This is a genomic window from Paenibacillus sp. AD87 (assembly GCF_001659845.1).
Classification (GTDB): domain Bacteria; phylum Bacillota; class Bacilli; order Paenibacillales; family Paenibacillaceae; genus Paenibacillus; species Paenibacillus marchantiae.
This window is the reverse complement of the sequence record NZ_LXQN01000007.1, coordinates 4,353,023-4,373,394: the sequence shown is the minus strand read 5'-3', so window position 1 is coordinate 4,373,394 and position 20,372 is coordinate 4,353,023. Positions and strand designations below refer to the sequence as shown.

Genomic DNA, 20,372 nt, shown 5'->3' with positions numbered 1-20,372 from the left:
TTTCGGTGGAGGGATTATGGATAAGCAGCATCTGCAGGAAAAAATATTGGCACGATTACAGAGTCGACTTACACGAGTGCGTAGACTGGAAAGATTAAAGTCTCTGACTGAGCAGATACATTCTATTTCCAAAGTGCGTTTTCCAAAAAAAGAAGGTTCTCCAAAAAAGACGGGTTCATCAGAAAAGGAAATGGGAAGCATCGTTTTGGAAGCCTCACTGGTTTTACCTGTATTCCTGTTCTTTGTCATGTTCCTCATTTACATCGTACAGATGACGTTGGTATCAACAGCATTGCAGAGCACGGCAGGAGAGGCAGTAAAGCAGTTATCCACGAAAATATATCCGGTCTCCCTTGTATTCAGCCCCTCTGATTCCGCAGGTGGTGAAGGCTCGGAGGGTGGGTGGAAAATACCGGAGTTGTCACTGACGGAATGGGCCGAAGAGTACGCCTCTTCACTGCCAGAGCCGCTAAGTGATTGGGTACGTGCAGCTGCTGCCAGGGGTGAACAACCGTTACAGGAGGTGAAGACATCCGTTCTTGAGACAGTACTTGATCCTACCGTTAAACCGCTGCTTGAGCCTTTTATTAATACTTCTGTACTGGATGTAGAGCGTGTGCATGTTAACGGTGTTTCCATACCTGATCTCAAAAATAAAACGAATCCTTACTTTCGGCTTGAATTGAGCTATGAATTGCCTGTTAAAGTCCCCTTTCTAGGGAAATCTTTACGTATTCAAGCGGCTGCGGCAGAACGGGTATGGATCGGAGATACCGGAGAAGGCTCCAATAGTAGTGGGGGAGACGCCGATTCTGCAGGAACAGTAACCGTGTTATCCAAGCCGGAGCCAGCATACATAGGCAACAATGCAACAATTAAGGTCAAAGTTGAGCCCGGAGTCACAGCGAACTTGACCATATTTTACAAGTCCGGTGAAAGTTCAGCCAAGCATATCGGGTGGGCGACTGCCGATGAAAACGGTGTGATTGAGTGGAACTGGTTTGTCGGTACACGTACAACGGAAGGCACATGGACATTTGTTGTAGAGACTGGGGATGGTGCCAAGACGGTGACCGAGTTTAATGTGGCTTCCAGAAAATAAGGAAGGAGATGGTGGAGGTGGAGTGGTTTTACCTGGCCTGTGGTCTTTATGTGATTGCAGCTTTTGTTACAGATGTTCGTTCGATGAAAATTCCAAATCGTTTAACTTTACCAGTGACTGTCGCGGGAGTGCTGGTCCATATTATCTGGGGAGGATGGGAGGGGGTTCTGTTCTCCGCAGCCGGATTCGCGATGGGGTTCGGTGTCTTATTTCTAATGTATCTAATCGGGGCAGTGGGTGCGGGAGATGTGAAATTGTTTGGAGGAATTGGAGCTTGGACAGGACTGGCCTTTGGTGTTCACGTTATTATTTACTCCGTTTTGTACGCAGGGGCAATTGGATTAGTCATTCTATTGTTCAGAAGGGATTCTGCGAAGCGGATTCGCGGGATGGCAGGAAATCTTGCCGGTTTCTTCATGCTCGGTTCGCTCAAGCTGGTCAATCAGGAAAAGACATTGAAGTTTCCTTTTATGCTGGCCGTATTGCCGGGATTCATTAGCGCCTATATCTACATGACTTAACTAAGCAATGGAAAGAGAGGATTGGCATGTATGGATTAACGAGAGATTTCATTCGAAACGGCGGATCATTTATGGTTTTGGAGAAAGCGGAAGGGCTGCGAATGGACGAACTGAGCCGTGTACAGATGGGTATGTTGTCTTCCAATCAAATTCCCCGTCTTCTTCCCGTTCATTTTCGAGAGGTAGACCGAAATGTAACGTTACAATATGATATTTCGGGATATAAGATGTTACCTCAAATGTTGAAATCAGGAAAAATGAAGCTGCGTGTGTTGTATGGTCTATTGTTTCAGCTGGCAGATACGTTTACGGAATGTAGACAATATATGTTGGATTCACGCCAACTACAGATTCAGGAAGAGTACATATTCATTAATGGTTCACTTGAACTGGGAGAACTTGGTTTGGTATACATCCCGATTATCGATGCAGTTGAGGTCGATCCGACCCCTCAGCAATTCCGCGAACTGGTTATTAGGCTAATGGCCCATGTTCAGGAACTTCAGGGCGAAGGAATTCAGCGTGTCCTTCAACTATGTGACAGTGAACAATGGGATATCAGACAACTGCGTGAACTTTTGCTTGAATTATATGCAGATGAGCAGAGTGGTTCAAGCCAGGCATCGTTTATGTCTTCACGCGGGTCATCCGGCACAATTGACAGTCAATTTGGGATGCCACTTTCTGCAGTTCCAGAGCAGGGAAATGATCTATTTTCCAATAGAAATGGGCAAGATCAGTATCGTCAGTTGGATCGAAATGGCGAAGCTGGGCAGCAGTTGAAATCAAATCATCTACCGAGGATATCTAGAACGGAGGATGAAAAACCACTTAACAAACCCTTTTCAGGATTTTCCGGCAGACGTTCACTGATAGAGTCCTCATTGCAAGCGAAAGGTGCTGAAAATCCGTCACAGCTCCAAACGTTTGATTCAATACAGGACGATGATATGGAAAAGGATGAGAAGGACAAGAAGCAGGATTCTTCCAAAACGACCTATATCATTCTGGGCTGTATGATTGCCATGGCGCTGGTATGGAGATTCATCTATATGGAACAACCAGGGCAGACACAAATGATTCTATCTGCAGCATTAAGTGCTGGGTTGCTTGGGATCGCGGGTTGGGCATGGGTGACCAAAGGGAAATTCGAAAATTTGAAATCCAATTTGCTAAGCAAAAAGATGCCGAATGAAGAATATACAGATGGCGAATTACAAGAGGGCTCTACCAATAAGAAATCTGCTTTTTTTGGCTTGGGAAGAGGCAAAGATAAGCAGAAAGAAAGCGAAGAAGAGATGTTTCAGGAGAGCTGGCGTTGGAATGCATCTGAAATGTCACCAGAAGGTAACACCTATGGACAAGGTTACACGAGTCAACAGAGCTCTGGTGATATGCAAAGTTCTGAATCAGGACGGGGGCATTCTTTTGAATCTAGGTCATCTGTAGCAGGGAATTCTCGCTTTCAAAATCTACATGTACCATCTGAAGTATCTGATGAACCTTTTGTTCAGCATACTGTCGAAGCCGTGGATGCAACATCGGAGCTCATCCGTCACAATGCGGCGGCTGATGCAACTGTAAACTTGCAAAATGTTGCTGGAGGAAGCATTGCAGGAGCAGGTTCAGTAGTACCTTCTTTTTATCTTGAACGCAGATCAGCAACAGGGGACAAAAATGAACGGATGGATGTCCGTGGAGCATCGTTTGTTATTGGCCGATCGGCGGACATGGTCCAGTGGGTAGATTCAGCAACCGGTGTGTCCCGTGCTCATGTGGAATTGAGCCGGAACAAATCCGGCTATGTTATTAAGGACTTGGGTTCTGTGAATGGAACCATTCTCAAAGGCGACGTTCTTGCTCCGTACAAAGAATATCCACTGGAAGATGGAGATACCTTTACGTTGGCTGAGTCTGTTTACACGTATCGATCAGTCGGATAGACCCCGGTGTTTTAGATCTTCCAATGCATCGGTTAATGTAGGGAAGGTGAACTGAAATCCGTGATCCAACGCTTTTTGTGGGATAACCCGCTGTCCCTGAAGCAGCACGACAGAGAGTTCACCGACCAGTGTTTTGATCAGAATTCCGGGTACAGGGAACCAGTGCGGACGATGATACACTTTGCCTACCGTACGTCCGAATTCATCGTTGGTAACTGGGTTCGGCGAAGAGGCGTTCACCGGACCGGAGATTTCTTTATTTTGGATCGTGAAATCAATCAAACGCACAATATCCATAATATGAATCCAACTGGTCCACTGTTTGCCACTTCCCACCCTGCCCCCAACACCAAGCATATAAGGCAGTTTCATTAATGGAAAGGCACCTTTTTTATGACCAAGCACGAGGCTAACGCGGATTTTCACGAGTCTCACATGTTTGATGGCATCAGCAGCAACTTCCCATTGTTGAGAAACGCGGGATGGGAAATTCACCGATTTTTGAGGACTACTCTCATCAAATGTTTCTGTGGGAGAGGTCCCATAGATCGCCATGGCAGAAGCCTGTACGACAACCTCCGGTTTGTGTTCCAACGAATCTATCAATTTGGCTACGCGCGCTACTGTAGTCACTCTGGATTCAACGATCTCCAGTTTCGCTTTGGTTGTCCAACGTTGATTCAACGTTTCTCCGGCGAGATTCACCAAGGCATCCATTCCTTCCAGCAAATGAGGCTGTTCCTCTACCTCTTCCCATGAGATATAAGTAAGGTTTTGGCTGGGATTATGTAAATTCGGCAATTTACGTGTAATAACTTTCACATGATGGCCTGCCTGAAGCCAGTAATCAACGAGCGCTCCTCCGACAAAACCGGTACCTCCGCAAATCGCAATCTTCATCTTGGCGACCTCCTTGTTATTTTGACTATGCTGACATGTAATATTGGATCGACAAACAGCCCCGGGCGGTAAGCACTGCCTTGCTGGGAATGACTTACCTGACGGAGCATGTTTGCAAATATGTAAGCCTAATACATGTTCGGCTGTATTCCATTTTCTATTTATTCATCAAATGTTTATAAGGCGAATAGTCAATTTGGTTCTTCTCCAGAAATTTCACCAGAAACTTATTATCCCGCTTCGGTGTGGCTATAATGTATCCTTTAATGCAATGATCTCTGGATACTTCAGGTGCATTATTTTCGTACGCAATTTTTCCGATTTCTGCTGCAATGGAATGTTTGGCGATATCTCGAAATGGGCCAGGAACAGGCTCCACAAGCTGGTCGAGAAAAGCTTTTGCTTCATCTGTCCATAAATGACGGCTGGTTTCAACCCAATGGTTCTGCCAATCGAGTTTCGACTTCCCGTCTGCCTTCGGAAGCACTTTCAAAAACTTGCGCATCATAAAAAATCCGCCAACACACATACTTCCAAGCAAAAGAACGGTCCAGAATGCGATCGTGTTCATAAACCAATTGCTGGGGGAACTACTAGTCAACGTCCAAGCGTAGGAGCCGAAAATCATTGCGGAGTCACCTCGGTTTATTGATTTTCACGGAAAGACGGATTCCGCCCACCCATGTTCCAAATTACAGCTGTAAAAAATAGCCTATATCCCGAATTATAGCGCATTTCTAGATTTATTTCGATAATCGCGTTAGAATAAGGGATAATTCAGAAAAAGGGGGATTAATGATGCTTAAAATCGGCTCCCATGTGTCCTTTTCGGACAAGGGATTATTGAGTGCAACGAAGGAAGCGTCCTCGTACGGTTCCAGTTCGTTTATGATATATACGGGTGCACCGCAAAATACCCGTCGCAAGCCTATTGAGTCCATGTTTATTGAGGAAGGCAAGCTTGCGATGCAAGAGGGCGGAATGGAAGATATCGTTGTCCATGCGCCATACATTATTAACCTCGGATCATACAAAGAAAACACGTATGAGCTGGCCGTAAGTTTCCTTCAGGAAGAGATTCGTCGTACACATGCGATTGGTGTCAAAAATATCGTGCTGCATCCCGGCGCATTTACGGACAAGGATGCTCACTACGGCATCGGACGTATTGCTGAAGGTTTGAATGAAGTGCTAGACGGTGTGAAAGAGACGGATGTGAATATCGCTCTGGAAACGATGGCTGGCAAAGGAACTGAAATGGGCCGCAGCTTTGAAGAGATCGCTCAAATCATGGAGAAGGTCACACACAATGAACGCCTTACTGTATGTATGGATACATGTCACATTCACGATGCGGGTTATGATATCGTGAACGACCTGGACGGTGTTCTTGAACAATTTGATCGTACGGTAGGGCTTGACCGCATTGCCGTAATGCATATTAATGATAGTAAGAACCCTGTGGGTGCGCACAAGGACCGTCATACACCGATTGGCTCCGGCTGGATTGGTTTTGAGGCTATTAACCGTATCGTGCATCACGAGGCTCTTCAGGGACGTCCATTTATTTTGGAAACGCCTTGGATTGGCAAAGAGGCCAAAACTCAACGTCCTATGTATGAAGCAGAGATTGCATTGCTTCGCGGGGATGTTGCTGGTCGATTTGGTCCCGAATTCCTGACAGAAGTGGAACAGCTGCATCATTTCTTCAAAGGAAAAGAAATTGAGTCCCGTTCATATGTTCTGGATATCTGGACATTGCTCAAAAATGATGCCAAAGCGAAGAAAGCTGACCCACGCGAGCCGTTGGAACGTCTGTATGACCTCGTAGCTGAAGCCGCATTGTTCCCACATTTGAATGAAGAACAACTGAATCAACGTTTGATCGCCTGGCTTGCAGGCAAAGAAATTTTTGTCACGGCCTAGTTGAAGGAGGAAAAATAACCCGATGGAGATTCACGCTAAACAAGTACGTTCTGATGTTAAAAACCGCGCCGATCGGGCGCGGATGCTCATTTCCTGTCCGGATGGACCGGGAATTGTTGCTGCAGTATCCCATTTCTTGCACCAGCATGGTGCAAACATTGTACAGTCGGACCAATACACAATGGACCCGGCTGGCGGCATGTTTTTTATGCGGATCGAGTTCGATCTTCCACAATTATCGTTGAACCTGCCTAAGCTGGAAGCTGATTTCGACGAAGTGGCAAACCGTTTCAAAATGGATTGGAGTCTTTCTGCGGTTAGCCGCAAGAAGAAACTTGCCATCTTTGTATCCAAGGAGGATCACTGTCTGGTTGAGCTGTTGTGGCAATGGCAGGCTGGCGATCTGGATGCAGACATCGCGCTTGTCGTGAGCAACCATCTGGATATGAAGGACTATGTAGAATCATTCGGCATTCCTTATCATCATATTCCGGTTACAGCGGATACGAAGAAGGAAGCGGAACAACGTCAGTTGGACGTCATTGGTAATGATATCGACGTGATTATTCTTGCGCGTTACATGCAGATCATTTCCCCGATGTTCATTGAGCATTACCGCAATCGTATTATTAACATTCATCACTCGTTTCTGCCTGCCTTTGTCGGCGGTAAACCGTATGCCCAAGCGTACAACCGAGGTGTCAAAATTATCGGTGCGACAGCTCACTATGTTACGGAAGAGCTGGATGGTGGACCGATCATTGAGCAGGACGTTCAGCGTGTAAGCCACGGGGATGATGTAACTGAGTTGAAACGTATTGGGCGTACCATTGAGCGTGTAGTTCTTGCTCGTGCCGTTAAATGGCATGTTGAAGACCGTGTGCTGGTTCATGAAAATAAAACCGTTGTGTTTTAAGCTAATGCTTTAATACTGCGCAAGGTTGATTCGGAAGATACAGTTCAGTTCTATTCCGAAAAAAAGATAAGGCGGTTCCCTATTCGTGTCTGAATGGGGGATCGCCTTTTTGGCTGTGCTTCTGGCTGTGCTTCCATACATGACCGCACCAACCAACGACCACGCCAAATAACAGATGCCCTGTCAGCCAGTAAAGTATCGCTTTTATATCATATAGATCAGGCACACGACTCGACAGCTGGGAGAGTGGGATATACAGCAGGGAAGAGAGAGCGCCGATCAGGACGCCTTTGGATATCGGATGACCTGAACGCTGAATCCACCATATGTAGAAGTTGCCAATGATTATGGAAACGATAAGATGCAGCCCAAATTCAATGAACTCAGGTAGCGTGGGCGGAAGCCATGGAACAAAATCAATGTTCAGCAGCAAGGTATAGACTTTTTCACCAGTGTAAGTCTGAATAGCCTTTAAAAAGAACCCGAGCACCAGTCCGGATGTAAGACCTGTTAAAACCCCGGCTTTCCAGGGTAATATGTGTTTTAGCGATTTTGGTGACTTAGCCAAATGTTCCGGCATATGCGAATCCTCCTTTCCATATGAAGTACAGCCTGATGTGCACAAAAGTCCGATTTTTCCAATCATGATCAAGGACCATTATATGCAAAATCAACTTCGATATCTAAAAAGAGTATGGTTTTCCGCTTAAAGGTTATACTTCATCCGATGGATTTGCGATGCTGGCTGAGCTAGAAGATATGCTGAAATGCTCAGTATGACACTCTTTTTGCGCAACTGGAAACAAATCCCTCGTCATAAACAGCCGAATTTTCCCGATCTTCTAAAAGAAGGTTATGGAAAACCTTCACGCCAAGTGATACAATACAAAAGTGAATAAGTCAAAATGAAACACTCAAGCGGATTCACTTATTGTGAAATTCGGTTTGCTTGTATGATGAGAGGGATTCGCTTGCGCAACCCGACTTATCTAAAGACATGAGGAGGACAAACCATGACTGACAAGAACGAAGCGATTCAAAAGGAAGAGAACAACACCATCGACAACCTGTCGATCACTACCGTACGTACACTGGCGATTGATGCAATCGAGAAGGCAAATTCCGGACACCCGGGAATGCCTATGGGCTCCGCTCCAATGGGGTACCAACTTTTTGCAAAAACGATGACACATAACCCGGACCACCCAACTTGGGTTAACCGGGACCGTTTTGTTCTGTCCGCAGGACATGGCTCCATGTTGCTGTACAGCTTGCTTCACCTGAGCGGGTATGACCTGCCTATGGAACAATTGAAACAGTTCCGCCAGTGGGGAAGCAAAACTCCGGGTCACCCGGAATTCGGACATACTGCAGGCGTTGACGCAACAACTGGACCACTGGGCCAAGGTATTGCAATGGCTGTAGGTATGGCTATGGCTGAAGCTCAACTGAGCGCAACATATAATAAAGACAAATTCAACGTAATCGACCACCACACTTACGCAATCTGTGGTGACGGTGACTTGATGGAAGGCGTATCCCATGAATCAGCTTCCCTGGCTGGACGTTTGCACCTGGGCAAATTGATCATGTTGTTCGACTCCAATGACATCACTTTGGATGGTAAATTGAACCTGTCTTCTTCTGAAAGCATCGCGAAGCGTTTTGAAGCTTATGGCTGGCAAGTGCTGCGCGTTGAAGATGGTAACGATCTGCCTGCAATCCAAAAAGCAATTGAAGAAGGTCAAGCAGATACGCTTCGTCCTACACTGATTGAAGTTAAAACTGTAATTGGTTACGGTAGCCCGAACAAACAAGGTAAAGGCGGCCACGGCGGTACTCACGGATCTCCACTGGGTGCAGACGAAGCTAAATTGACTAAAGAGTTTTACAAATGGGTTTACCAGGAAGATTTCCACGTTCCAACTGAAGTTCGCGAACACTTTGCACAAGTGAAAGATCGTGGTATCTCTGCAAACAAAGCATGGGACGAGAAATTTGCTGAGTACAAAAAAGCATTCCCTGAGCTGGCAGCTCAATTCGAAACGGCAATCAATGGCGACCTTCCAGAAGGTTGGGATCGCGATCTGCCTAAATATGCAGCAACAGACAAAGCTGTATCCACTCGTGTAGCATCCGGTAATGCACTGAACGGTTTGGCTCATAACGTGCCACAACTGACAGGTGGTTCTGCTGACCTTGAAAGCTCCACAATGACTCACTTGAACAACCTGGAGAACTTCTCACCTGAAGATTATTCCGGTCGCAACATCTACTTCGGTATCCGTGAATTCGGTATGGCTGGAGCAATGAACGGTATGGCACTGCACAGTGGTGTGAAAGTATTCGGAGGTACATTCTTCGTATTTACAGACTACCTGCGTCCAGCTGTTCGTCTGGCTGCCCTGATGGGTCTGCCTGTAACGTACGTCCTGACTCACGACAGTATCGCTGTTGGTGAAGACGGTCCTACTCACGAACCAATCGAGCAATTGGCATCCCTGCGTATCATTCCTAACCTGACAGTTATTCGTCCGGCTGACGGTAATGAAACTTCTGCAGCATGGGCTTACGCGCTTGAGAACAAGAGCAATCCGGTTGCACTCGTACTCACTCGTCAAAACCTGCCGATTCTGGAAGGTACCGTTGAAGGTTCACGTGAGAATGTGAAACGTGGTGCGTATGTTGTCTCTGATGCAAAAGACGGCAAAGCTGTTGCTCAAATCATCGCGACAGGTTCCGAAGTGCAACTGGCTGTCAAAGCTCAAGCAGCACTTGCTGAACAAGGCATCCAAGTTCGTGTAATCAGCATGCCGAGCTGGGATTTGTTCGAGAAACAGGACAAAGCATACAAAGAATCCGTCCTGCTTCCAGATGTTAAAGCGCGTCTGGCGATTGAAATGGCTCACCCAATGGGTTGGGAAAAATATGTCGGCGACCAAGGCGACATTCTCGGAATCAACACATTTGGTGCATCCGCGCCTGGCGACCGTGTTATCCAAGAGTATGGCTTCACTGTGGAAAACGTGGTTAGTCGCGTAAAAGCATTGCTGTAATAGCTTGAAAAATGCTGCAGGAGGGACAGTTTAATTTCTGTCCTGCCGAGCAGCAAGTGATTTCCGGCAGAGAATGGGCGGGCAACCGCCCTGATCTGTTTTGCCTTTTGTTTTGATTAACTTCAGGGGGAGCGGGTACGCATGTCACAGTTTGATCAAGTCAGTGTAGTGAAAGAGGCCAACATTTATTATGAGGGCCAGGTAACTAGTAGAACGGTTATTTTGGGGGATGGCAGCAAGGTGACTCTGGGCATTATGCTTCCAGGCAGTTATGAGTTCGGTACAGATTCCCGTGAGATTATGGAAATTCTGTCCGGCGATCTGAGAGTATTACTTCCCGGAGAAGAAGATTGGCAAGAGATTCAAGGTCAAGCTACGTTCCACGTGCCTGCCGAATCCAAATTTAAACTGGAGATACGCAGCGTTACCGACTACTGCTGTTCGTACCCGGCGGAATAATACAAGAAGGGTAACCAGAACCGCGACTCGCGGATTCGGTTAACCCTTTTTGCTTCTTAAACTCTAACGACAAAGTTCGTGCTACAAGCTTGTCAGCCCTGTGGATTTGAAGTATCCTTAGGCTAAGTTGTTTAGAATGGAAAACGGAAAAAAATACGCTACCGATATCAGGAGGTTTTATAGATCATGGCAAAAAAAGTGAAGTTTGACTACAGCACTGCCCTGCAATTCGTCAATCAACATGAAGTGGACTATTTCGCTGAACCGATTCGTTTGGCTCACGAGCAGCTCCACAACGGAACGGGAACCGGATCGGATTATCTGGGTTGGATCGACCTGCCTACCGCTTATGATAAAGAAGAGTTCTCCCGTATTCAAAAAGCGGCTGCTAAAATCCAAAGCGATTCCGAAGTACTGATCGTCATCGGTATTGGTGGATCATACCTTGGTGCACGTGCAGCGATTGAGATGCTTACGCACTCTTTCTACAACAACCTGCCTAAAGACAAACGCAAAACGCCTGAAATCTACTTTGCAGGAAACAACATCAGCTCCACGTATGTAACTCATTTGCTGGATCTGGTTGAAGGCAAAGACTTCTCCGTTAACGTTATCTCCAAATCCGGTACAACAACGGAGCCAGCCATTGCTTTCCGTATCTTCCGTGCAGCACTGGAGAAAAAATACGGTAAAGAAGAAGCTCGCAAACGTATCTATGCTACGACAGATAAAGAGCGCGGCGCACTGAAAAAACTGGCGAATGAAGAAGGCTATGAATCCTTCATTATCCCGGATGATGTAGGTGGACGTTACTCCGTTCTGACGGCTGTAGGTTTGTTGCCAATCGCAGCAGCTGGCATCAGCATTGAAGAAATGATGCAAGGTGCGGCTGACGCTTCTAAAGAATACAGCAACCCGAACGTAGCTGAGAACGAAGCATATCAATATGCAGCTGTTCGTAACGCACTGTATCGCAAAGGTAAAGGAACAGAAATTCTCGTGAACTACGAGCCATCCTTGCACTTTGTATCCGAATGGTGGAAACAGCTTTACGGAGAGAGTGAAGGTAAAGACTATAAAGGGATTTATCCTGCATCCGTTGATTTCTCGACTGACTTGCACTCTATGGGTCAATTCATTCAAGAGGGTAGCCGGAACATCTTCGAAACTGTGATTCAGGTTGCTGAAGTATCGGAGCATATTTCTATCCAAGCTGACCCGGATGATCTGGATGGTCTGAATTTCCTTGAAGGTAAAACAATGGACTTTGTTAACAAAAAAGCGTTCCAAGGAACACTGCTTGCACACACAGATGGTCAAGTACCAAACTTGATTGTGAACATTCCAGATATGTCTCCATATTCTTTCGGATATCTGGTATACTTCTTTGAAAAAGCATGCGGCATTAGTGGTTACCTGCTAGGAGTCAATCCATTTGACCAACCAGGCGTGGAAGCTTACAAGAAAAATATGTTCGCTTTGCTGGGCAAACCAGGCTTTGAAGAAGAGAAAGCAGCGCTGGAAGCGAGACTTTCTGAATAATTCATCGGTCTGCTCATATAGTTAAATAAGGTAATGTAATTACATTCGGGGAGTCATTGTGAAGCAATGGTTTCCCGGATGTTAAACCAAGGCAGTTCGTCCGCGTGCGCGCGGGGAACTGCTTTCTTGTAAAATGGATCAAATTGGTGGAAAGTTGGATAGGGATGATTGAACGTTATCGCACGGTTCGAGGACCGGGCAATCTGGAAATTGTAATCAAAAAGTCGCGATTTATCGGTCATATTATGCCGGTCACGACAGAAGAAGAAGCCAACGCTTTTATTGATGAAATCAAGAAAAAACATTGGAATGCTACTCATAACTGCTCGGCGTATATGATTGGTGAGCGGGATGAGATCCAGAAGCAATCCGATGATGGCGAACCAAGCGGAACCGCTGGAAAACCGATTCTTGAAGTCATCAAAAATCAGCAATTGAAGAATGTGGCTATCGTTGTTACACGTTACTTTGGAGGAATTATGCTTGGAGCAGGTGGGTTAATTCGCGCTTATACGGATGGAGCAGTTGCAGCCATAGAAGCCGGGGAAGCGATTACCAAAGTGTTCCATCGTGAAGTGTTTGTTGAACTGGATTACACATGGCTGGGCAAAGTGGAAAATGAATTAAGGAGCCGGGAAGTCCGTACAGGTGAAACTGGGTTCACCGATAAGGTTACGTTGACTTGTCTTCCGCCGGATAGTGAAACCGAGGCATTTGTGGCCTGGATCACAGATTTGACGCAAGGGCAATCCCGGATCACGGAGGGACAGCGGCTTTATTTTATTGAAGGGGAATAAAATATATGGCTAGAAGAGCAGTCGAACAGGAGTTGTCGAGGGAGCGGATACTGGAGGCGGCAAGGCATCTTTTTATTACCAAAGGATACCGTGCCATTTCGATGCGAAGCATCGGCCAGCATCTAGGCTATAGTCATGGGTCGCTGTATTATCATTTTAAGGAAAAGGCAGAGCTGTTTTATGCCATCGTGGTTGAAGATTTCAATCATCTGGGGCATTTGCTGCTGCAAGCCATGGTCAGGCCAGTCATGGGCGGCGTGAGCAAGGTGGAACATATCATGATGGAGTTTATTCGTTTTGGTTTGGAGAATCCGTATCAGTACGAGATTATGTTCATGATTCGGGATGAGGAATTGCTATCGTATTGTCGTACGGAGCAAGGAAGATGCTTTGAATTGTTCGCCTCCATTATTCGGCAATACATGAATGAAGAGGGCTGTACGGAAGAGGATATTCAATGTGTACCACGTACGCTGTTTTTGTCCATGCACGGATTCATATCGTATTATATTCAGGACCGTTTAACCTTTGCAGAGATTGAATCGGCTGCGTTATCTCATGTCAAAGTACTCTGCCGTAATCTCCAACACCAGCCTGGCGTCCAATAAGGCGCTTTTGTCGCACTCCACACTTCAGGGCGGTGAATTGTCATAACATTAATTCTTTATAACGTTGTCTCGCGAAAGTTTTTACGCGAAGAAGATCATTACAGGCGGGTTACATCCCTAGAATAGGGTGGGCCGCCTGTTTGTTTTTTTATTTCATTCAATGGCAAATCATTAGAAATGGGGTTGAAATGAGTCTAACCTTCCATGATTTTAAGGAAATATTCCCGGTGACGAGGACCATCAAATTCGCAAAAATAGATGCCCTGCCATCTGCCAAGCAGTAATCTGCCCTCATGTATAATCACCGTTTGTGATGGTCCGGTTGTGATCGATTTCAAGTGAGAAGCCGTATTTCCTTCAGCATGCCGATATTCGGGATGTTCCCAGGGGTATACTTCGTTTAGACGAAGCAGCACGTCATGTTTGACATCCGGGTCTGCATTTTCATTAATTGCAATGCCTGCTGTCGTATGTGGACAATAAATCAATACAGTCCCATTTTGCACACCGCTGTCACGGACAACCTGCTCCACCTCTCGCGTAATATCCTTCATCTCATCCCGTCGGGATGTCGATAAATTCTTCGTATATAACATATTACTCCACTCCTTTGCTCCAAATTGTTCCTCTAGATTGTACCTTAACCATTACATACCGAACAAACCACTTAGATAAAGGGGATCAAAGAAATCTGGGGATAACAGCGATAGGATGGTTGTTCTGGCCGTGTAGTAGGCAGTGTGATTTTTATAAAATCCATCTCATAGGTACGCCGATTTTATTCAATAAAAGCATTGACGATTAGCACTGCAAACTGGTAAAGTATCAGATAAGCAAAAACCAAGTAGACTAATGGGAATAATATTAAAGTAATAAAATCCAACTTAGGAAAATGGTTGTACCAAAGCAGGAAGACTGCCGACCGGACATAGAACCGGAGGCTGGGAGGGAATGCAGCAATGAATACCGTTCTTCGTCACAAGGGATGGACTTGGGGATTCCGCAGTACCGTATTGCTATATTTTATCGTACTCATTGTACTTCCAATCATCGGTGTGTACGTCAATTCCTTCTCTGAAGGATGGAGCAACTTTATCCAAAGCATTATGGACCCAATTGCATGGAAAGCCGTGCTGTTAACGATCCGGCTGGCTGTTATAGCTACGGTGATTAACGTCATTTTGGGAACCATGATTGCCTGGGTGCTGACACGTTATCGCTTTTTTGGGAGGTCGTTCCTTAACAGTCTGGTAGATCTTCCTTTTGCTCTTCCAACAGCCGTTGGTGGCCTGATGATTATGCTACTCCTGGGTCCAATCAGTGCCATTGGCAAACTGGCGGAATCCATGGGGTTTGAAATTGTGTTTCACCAGCCTGCGATTGTGATCGCAATGACCTTTGTTACGTTTCCATTTGTTATCCGTGCGGTGCAGCCTTTGCTTGAGGAGATCGATCCTTCAGAGGAAGAGGCATCCTACACAATGGGAGCATCGAAGGCGCGCACATTCAGGCAGGTCATTCTTCCGTCCATGGCTCCGGGCATGATTAGTGGGGGAATGCTCGCATTCTCCAGAGCACTGGCCGAATTCGGGGCTGTTGTGCTGGTGGCAGGCAATATTCCGGGAAGAACATTGACGGCTTCCGTATTTATTTACGGCGAGATCGAAAGTGACAATCCAACCGGTGCCGCGGCCGTGTCCGTACTGCTCTTAACACTCTCCTTCCTGATCCTCTGGCTCATTAATCTGGTGCAGATGCGGGGGAGAAGACGATGAGGCGACTATTAATCGGACTGACGTTTGCGGTGTTCATTGTACTGCTGATCATCCCGCTTGGACGTATTTTTATTGGTGCATTTGAAGACGGGGCAGGAGGATTCCTGGATGGGCTGTTGCGCCCTGAGGCGCTGCATGCCTTGATGATGACAGGACTTGTTGTACTTGTCGTCACGCTGTTAAATACATTGTTTGGCGTTATGATGGCCATCTATCTGGTTCGCGCCGGATGGCTGAGTGACCGGGTGAAAGGGCTGCTGAACAGCATTGTGGATCTGCCCTATGCCGTATCGCCAGTCATTGGCGGATTGATGATTGTACTACTGCTGGGTCCCAACAGCATTATGGGCGCTTTTTTTGAAGGAATTGGATTTAATGTGGTGTATGCCTTCCCGGGTATGGTCATTGCAACGTTGTTTGTCACTTTTCCACTGATGGTCCGAGAGGTGATGCCTGTCTTGCAGGAGCTTGGATCTCAGCAGGAAGAGGCTGCGTCAACGCTTGGTGCATATGGCTGGAGAACGTTCTGGAGTGTTACCTGGCCTTCCATCCGCTGGGCGGTTGTATACGGTCTTGTGCTGACGGTTGCCCGCTCGCTTGGGGAATTCGGTGCAGTGCTGGTTGTATCGGGTAACATTATGAACAAAACGCAGACGGCAACAACGCTTGTATATCAGGATGTAGAGAATTTTAACGTAGCTGCCGCAAATGGTGTGGCATTGGTACTGGTTACCTTTTCCGTCGGGCTGCTGCTTATGATGGAATGGGCCAAGAAGCGAAAGGAAGTGCATTGAGATGCATGTGGAAGTCCGTGATCTGAACAAACATTTCGGTGATTTTCATGCGGTAAAAGATGTCTCGTTCGATATTGCCAAAGGCCACCTAATCGGTTTGCTGGGACCCAGCGGAGGTGGAAAAACATCCATTCTGCGTATGCTGGCAGGGCTGGAGAATCCGGGTTCCGGAGAGATTCGTTTTCACGGAAAAGTCGTAAACCATCTGCCTCCGCAGGAGCGGGGAATCGGATTTGTATTTCAGAACTATGCTTTGTTCAAACATATGACGGTATTTGATAATATCGCGTTTGGACTCAAGGTTAAAAAGACACCCAAAGCCCAGATTCGTGATCGGGTCATGGAGCTGGTGGGATTGACGGGGCTGAAAGGTTTCGAACAGCGTTATCCACATCAGTTGTCTGGTGGACAGCGTCAGCGTGTCGCTTTTGCCAGAGCATTAGCTCCGGAACCACAGCTGCTGTTGCTGGATGAACCTTTTGCCGCCATTGATGCCAAGATCCGTCAGGAATTGCGTTCATGGCTGAGAGAGCTGATTGAGCGGGTAGGCATCACTTCGATCTTTGTAACCCACGACCAGGATGAAGCAATTGAAGTTGCCGACGAAATCATGATTATCAGCCAAGGGCGCTTGGAGCAGAAGGGTACGCCATGGGACATTTACAAAAATCCAGAGACGCCATTTGTTGCCACATTTATCGGGGAATCTACCGTTGTGGAAGACGCTTCACAGCTTAAGGGCTTCGAACATGCGGTGGAAGGAGAGCGCACACGTGCATTGATCCGGCCTGAGTATATCGAGATCGGTTTGAAGAACGAGTTTAGCATGCTGTCCGCTACTGAAAAGGGTACAGTCAAACACCTTCATTTCCGTGGAAGTGAATGGATGGTGGAAGTGGAAGTTGAGGGCCATAAACTCATTACGTATCGATCCCTGGAGAAAACAACGCTGCAAGTCGGCCAACAGATTCGGGTGCTCGTGCATCGGGCATATCTGTTCAATGATACCCATAGCTGGGTTGTTGAGAACCGATTGAAGGAAGATCCAATGCCGGTCATCATCTAATCGAAGATCACTTGATTCAGGAATGATCCTTATTTTTGGAAAAGAGGGGCTGCCCATGCAGACGAGGAAGAAGAAATTCAACCCTTTATATGTTGTCCTCATACTTCTGCTCGTCTGCATGACCGTTGGATGTAGCAAGCAGGAAGATGTGAGCGGACAGAACGGAACCTCGAAGGACGACCAATCCAATACGCTGGTAATCGGTGCTTACAGTGTAGCCAAAGACGCCGTCGGAGAATTGCTGCCCAAATTTCAGGAAGAATGGAAGGCAAAGACCGGACAGACGGTTCACTTTCAGGAATCCTATGAAGCTTCTGGCACACAAGCCAGAGCCATTGTTGGTGGATTCGAAGCTGATGTTGCGCTTCTGGCGATGGAAAGTGATATCGACAAGCTGGTCAAAGCCGATCTGGTCAGCTCCAATTGGAAGCAGGCTCCGAATAAAGGCATGATCACCCGTTCGATTGTAGTTCTGGGTACAAGAGCAGGCAACCCGCTGGGGATTCGTGATTTTGAAGATTTAACCAAGCCGGGTGTTAAAGTGCTTTATCCTAATCCCAAGACGTCAGGCGGAGCACAGTGGGACATTAATGCCATCTATGGTGCAGGGTTGAAGTTATCTGAGAAGGAGCAAGGCAAGAAAGATCCTACCGTGGCCAAAGCTTTTCTGGAAAAAGTACATGAGAATGTCGAGTCACTGGATAAGAGTGGTCGATCCTCCATGGCGGCTTTCGAATATGGCGTGGGTGACGTTATCGTCACGTATGAAAATGAATTGCTTGCCCGGATTGCCAAGGGTGTAAATTATGACATCGTGGTTCCCAAAAACACGATCCTGATTGAAAATCCGGCAGTTGTCGTGGACAAATATGCAGGTAAGCATGGCAATCGTGAATTGGCGGAGGCTTTTGTAGCCTATCTACGAACACCGGAAGCACAGCGCATTTTTGCCAAGCATGGTTTCCGTTCGGTAGACTCTGAAGTGTTTGCAGAGACGAAGTCCTCGTTCCCAACGCCTGAAGGTCTGTTCGATATTAACTACCTCGGCGGATGGGACAAGGTACGCAGTACACTATATTCCAAACGAGGCGTATGGTACCAGGTGTTAGCCGGGTTGTAAGCCCGTACGAGTATCATCCTGTTATTGAATTTCAGAAGATGAATTGTCATTCAAACCTTCATTTCACGATACAACGTGAGCTGGAGGTTTTTTGCATTGCTAGACAATAATGTTATTTCATTTAAACCCGATAGGTTAAGTTGGAAAAAATCATTGCAATTTGTCGAATCCTTGCCTATACTATCTAACAGAACGTTAAATTACAGCGAGGGGAAATATCATAATGAAATCGAAAAAAATGTGGCTGTCATTGATGCTGGTTCTGGTTGTGGCAATCATGAGTGCATGCGGAAGCAGCGGTGACGGAACAAGTTCTTCGTCTAATACCGCAGAAAATACAGCAACAACGGATGATGGGCAACCGAAAGACGGAGGAAGCATCATTATTGCCGTTCAGGACGATCCTAAAGTGATGAATCCGATCTACGCGGGTGACCGTGTAACGTTGACGATTGATCAATCCTTATATGCTCCACTGTTCAATGTGAATGATGGCAAAAAAACGTATGTGCTCGCAGAAAGCGACAGCTTCTCTGATGATCACCTGACGTATACATTGAAGCTGAAAGACGGTCTGAAATGGCATGACGGACAGCCTCTGACAGCCGATGATATTGTGTTCACAATGGATAGCATCCTTGATGAGAAACAGCACAGTTCTTCCCGTAGTCAGTATGTTTTTGATGGCAAACCGGTGAAAGTAACCAAGGTCGATGACCTGACGGTGGAATTCAAATTGCCGGAAGTATCTGCTGCTTTCGAAGGAGCATTGGTTTCTTTCTCTCCAATCCCTAAACACATTTTCGAAGGCGAAGCCGATATTGAGAAAAGCGACAAAAACAACAACCCGATCGGTTCCGGTCCGTTCAAGTTCAAGGAATACCGTCCGGGCGAATACGTAACACTGGAACGTTTTGATGACTACTTTGCAGGCAAAGCTCATCTGGATAGCGTGACGTATCGTGTAGCGAAAGATCCAAATGCAGCGAACCTGGCTTTGCAAAACGGCGAGATTCAAATGCGTATGGTCGACACACAGGATTACAACAAATTGAACGACACAGGCAAATTCAACATGCTGACTTACCCAGAAGGCCGCTTGCAATACATGGTGTTCAACCTGAACGTGCCTTCGATGCAAAAGAAAGAAGTTCGTCAAGCCATCGCTTATGCTTTGGATAAAAATGAACTGATTACCGCTTCGTATTCCTCAGCTGATTTTGCTGAACCGGCTCCGTCCATTCTGACACCGGACACGCTGTACCAAACGGATGATGTTGAGAAATACGACTACAACGTAGAAAAAGCAAAACAATTGCTGGCTGATGCAGGCGTTAGCAACCTGAAATTGCGTCTTGCTTATACAAACACTAACAAACCACAAACAAGCCAAGCGCTGTACATTCAGCAAAAGCTGAAAGACGTGGGTATTGAAGTAGAATTGCTGCCGATGGATGGAACGGCTTACGGTAACCGTACATTGGACATGAATAATACAGACTTTGAATTGTCCTTTGGTGGATACATCATGGGTTATGAGCCAGATGCTTATAAATCTCTCTTTTTGAGTGATGCGGCATACAACTACTCCCATTACAAAAATGCCGATTTCGACAAGCTGTGGAATGAAGCAGCCGTTCAAATTGACGAAACTAAACGTGGTGATTTGTACAAACAAATCCAACAAACGGTAGCAAACGAAATGACTGTATATCCAATCGCCTACACGAAAGCTGTAGTGGCGGTGGATAACACTTACGGCGGCGTTGAAGATGCAAATCCGAAACCAGTCGTTATGCTTGAAGATCTGTCCAAAATTTATAAAAAATAAGTTACAAGCCAATAAC

Annotated in this window: 19 protein-coding genes; 15 read left to right on the top strand and 4 right to left on the bottom strand. The window is 46.4% G+C overall.

Going from position 1 to position 20,372, the window contains the following annotated elements:
- Positions 1–16: 16 nt before the first annotated feature.
- The 3 genes from gpAD87_RS19310 to gpAD87_RS19300 are packed head-to-tail and all read left to right on the top strand — an operon-like array spanning position 17 to position 3,566.
- The gene (locus tag gpAD87_RS19310; RefSeq protein WP_082935179.1) at positions 17–1,102 is read left to right on the top strand and encodes a TadE/TadG family type IV pilus assembly protein; all 1,086 of its coding nucleotides are present in this window, start codon (positions 17–19) and stop codon (positions 1,100–1,102) included.
- 8 nt (positions 1,103–1,110) lie between these two features.
- Complete coding sequence (locus gpAD87_RS19305; RefSeq protein WP_064639979.1) at positions 1,111–1,623, top strand: A24 family peptidase; 513 nt, start codon at positions 1,111–1,113, stop codon at positions 1,621–1,623.
- A 26-nt stretch (positions 1,624–1,649) separates the two neighbouring features.
- The gene (locus tag gpAD87_RS19300) at positions 1,650–3,566 is read left to right on the top strand and encodes a DUF6382 domain-containing protein (RefSeq protein ID WP_064639977.1); all 1,917 of its coding nucleotides are present in this window, start codon (positions 1,650–1,652) and stop codon (positions 3,564–3,566) included.
- Here the strand turns inward: gpAD87_RS19300 and gpAD87_RS19295 are convergent.
- The gene (locus tag gpAD87_RS19295; RefSeq protein ID WP_064639975.1) at positions 3,555–4,466 is read right to left on the bottom strand and encodes a TIGR01777 family oxidoreductase; all 912 of its coding nucleotides are present in this window, start codon (positions 4,464–4,466) and stop codon (positions 3,555–3,557) included. The genes gpAD87_RS19300 and gpAD87_RS19295 overlap by 12 nt on opposite strands.
- A 157-nt stretch (positions 4,467–4,623) precedes the next feature.
- Entirely contained in the window at positions 4,624–5,094 is a 471-nt protein-coding gene (locus tag gpAD87_RS19290; protein ID WP_063564408.1) for a DUF2621 domain-containing protein, read from the bottom strand.
- A 170-nt stretch (positions 5,095–5,264) separates the two neighbouring features.
- Here gpAD87_RS19290 and gpAD87_RS19285 point away from each other — a divergent pair, with 170 nt between their 5' ends.
- Positions 5,265–6,392 carry a deoxyribonuclease IV gene (locus gpAD87_RS19285; protein WP_064639974.1) on the top strand — a complete coding sequence of 376 codons (1,128 nt, stop codon included), beginning with the start codon at positions 5,265–5,267 and terminating at the stop codon, positions 6,390–6,392.
- A 22-nt stretch (positions 6,393–6,414) separates the two neighbouring features.
- Positions 6,415–7,308: a formyltetrahydrofolate deformylase gene (purU, locus tag gpAD87_RS19280; protein ID WP_064639972.1), complete on the top strand. Its 894-nt coding sequence runs from the start codon at positions 6,415–6,417 to the stop codon at positions 7,306–7,308.
- A 79-nt stretch (positions 7,309–7,387) separates the two neighbouring features.
- Here purU and gpAD87_RS19275 read toward each other — a convergent pair whose 3' ends face one another.
- On the bottom strand, positions 7,388–7,888 hold the full coding sequence (locus tag gpAD87_RS19275) for a hypothetical protein (RefSeq protein WP_064639970.1): 501 nt from the start codon (positions 7,886–7,888) through the stop codon (positions 7,388–7,390).
- Between the two features lie 433 nt (positions 7,889–8,321).
- On the opposite strand from gpAD87_RS19275, the gene tkt reads away from it, so the two are divergent.
- The 5 genes from tkt (at position 8,322) to gpAD87_RS19250 (ending at position 13,770) form a co-directional block, all read left to right on the top strand.
- Positions 8,322–10,364: a transketolase gene (gene tkt, locus gpAD87_RS19270; RefSeq protein WP_064639968.1), complete on the top strand. Its 2,043-nt coding sequence runs from the start codon at positions 8,322–8,324 to the stop codon at positions 10,362–10,364.
- 141 nt (positions 10,365–10,505) lie between these two features.
- Positions 10,506–10,823, top strand: a complete 318-nt coding sequence (gene ppnP, locus gpAD87_RS19265; protein ID WP_053781719.1) for a pyrimidine/purine nucleoside phosphorylase — start codon at positions 10,506–10,508, stop codon at positions 10,821–10,823.
- 186 nt (positions 10,824–11,009) lie between these two features.
- Positions 11,010–12,365, top strand: a complete 1,356-nt coding sequence (locus tag gpAD87_RS19260) for a glucose-6-phosphate isomerase (RefSeq protein WP_063564402.1) — start codon at positions 11,010–11,012, stop codon at positions 12,363–12,365.
- Positions 12,366–12,529: 164 nt separating this feature from the next.
- Positions 12,530–13,162, top strand: a complete 633-nt coding sequence (locus gpAD87_RS19255) for a YigZ family protein (RefSeq protein WP_064639966.1) — start codon at positions 12,530–12,532, stop codon at positions 13,160–13,162.
- A 5-nt stretch (positions 13,163–13,167) separates the two neighbouring features.
- Positions 13,168–13,770: a TetR/AcrR family transcriptional regulator gene (locus tag gpAD87_RS19250; protein ID WP_063564400.1), complete on the top strand. Its 603-nt coding sequence runs from the start codon at positions 13,168–13,170 to the stop codon at positions 13,768–13,770.
- Positions 13,771–13,964: 194 nt separating this feature from the next.
- On the opposite strand, the gene gpAD87_RS19245 is transcribed toward gpAD87_RS19250, so the two are convergent.
- Positions 13,965–14,366 (bottom strand): secondary thiamine-phosphate synthase enzyme YjbQ, encoded by a 402-nt coding sequence (locus gpAD87_RS19245; RefSeq protein ID WP_064639964.1) that lies wholly within the window; start codon positions 14,364–14,366, stop codon positions 13,965–13,967.
- Between the two features lie 363 nt (positions 14,367–14,729).
- Between gpAD87_RS19245 and cysT the strand changes: the two genes are divergently transcribed.
- The 5 genes from cysT to gpAD87_RS19220 all read left to right on the top strand — a co-directional run bounded on the left by cysT (position 14,730) and on the right by gpAD87_RS19220 (position 20,356).
- On the top strand, positions 14,730–15,545 hold the full coding sequence (gene cysT / locus gpAD87_RS19240) for a sulfate ABC transporter permease subunit CysT (protein WP_063564398.1): 816 nt from the start codon (positions 14,730–14,732) through the stop codon (positions 15,543–15,545).
- Positions 15,542–16,339 carry a sulfate ABC transporter permease subunit gene (locus gpAD87_RS19235; RefSeq protein ID WP_064639962.1) on the top strand — a complete coding sequence of 266 codons (798 nt, stop codon included), beginning with the start codon at positions 15,542–15,544 and terminating at the stop codon, positions 16,337–16,339. The genes cysT and gpAD87_RS19235 overlap by 4 nt, the downstream gene beginning before the upstream one ends.
- A 1-nt stretch (position 16,340) precedes the next feature.
- Positions 16,341–17,405, top strand: a complete 1,065-nt coding sequence (locus tag gpAD87_RS19230; RefSeq protein ID WP_064639961.1) for a sulfate/molybdate ABC transporter ATP-binding protein — start codon at positions 16,341–16,343, stop codon at positions 17,403–17,405.
- Positions 17,406–17,460: 55 nt separating this feature from the next.
- Entirely contained in the window at positions 17,461–18,525 is a 1,065-nt protein-coding gene (locus gpAD87_RS19225; RefSeq protein WP_064639959.1) for a sulfate ABC transporter substrate-binding protein, read from the top strand.
- Between the two features lie 223 nt (positions 18,526–18,748).
- Positions 18,749–20,356 (top strand): ABC transporter substrate-binding protein, encoded by a 1,608-nt coding sequence (locus gpAD87_RS19220; RefSeq protein WP_064639958.1) that lies wholly within the window; start codon positions 18,749–18,751, stop codon positions 20,354–20,356.
- Positions 20,357–20,372: the final 16 nt, after the last annotated feature.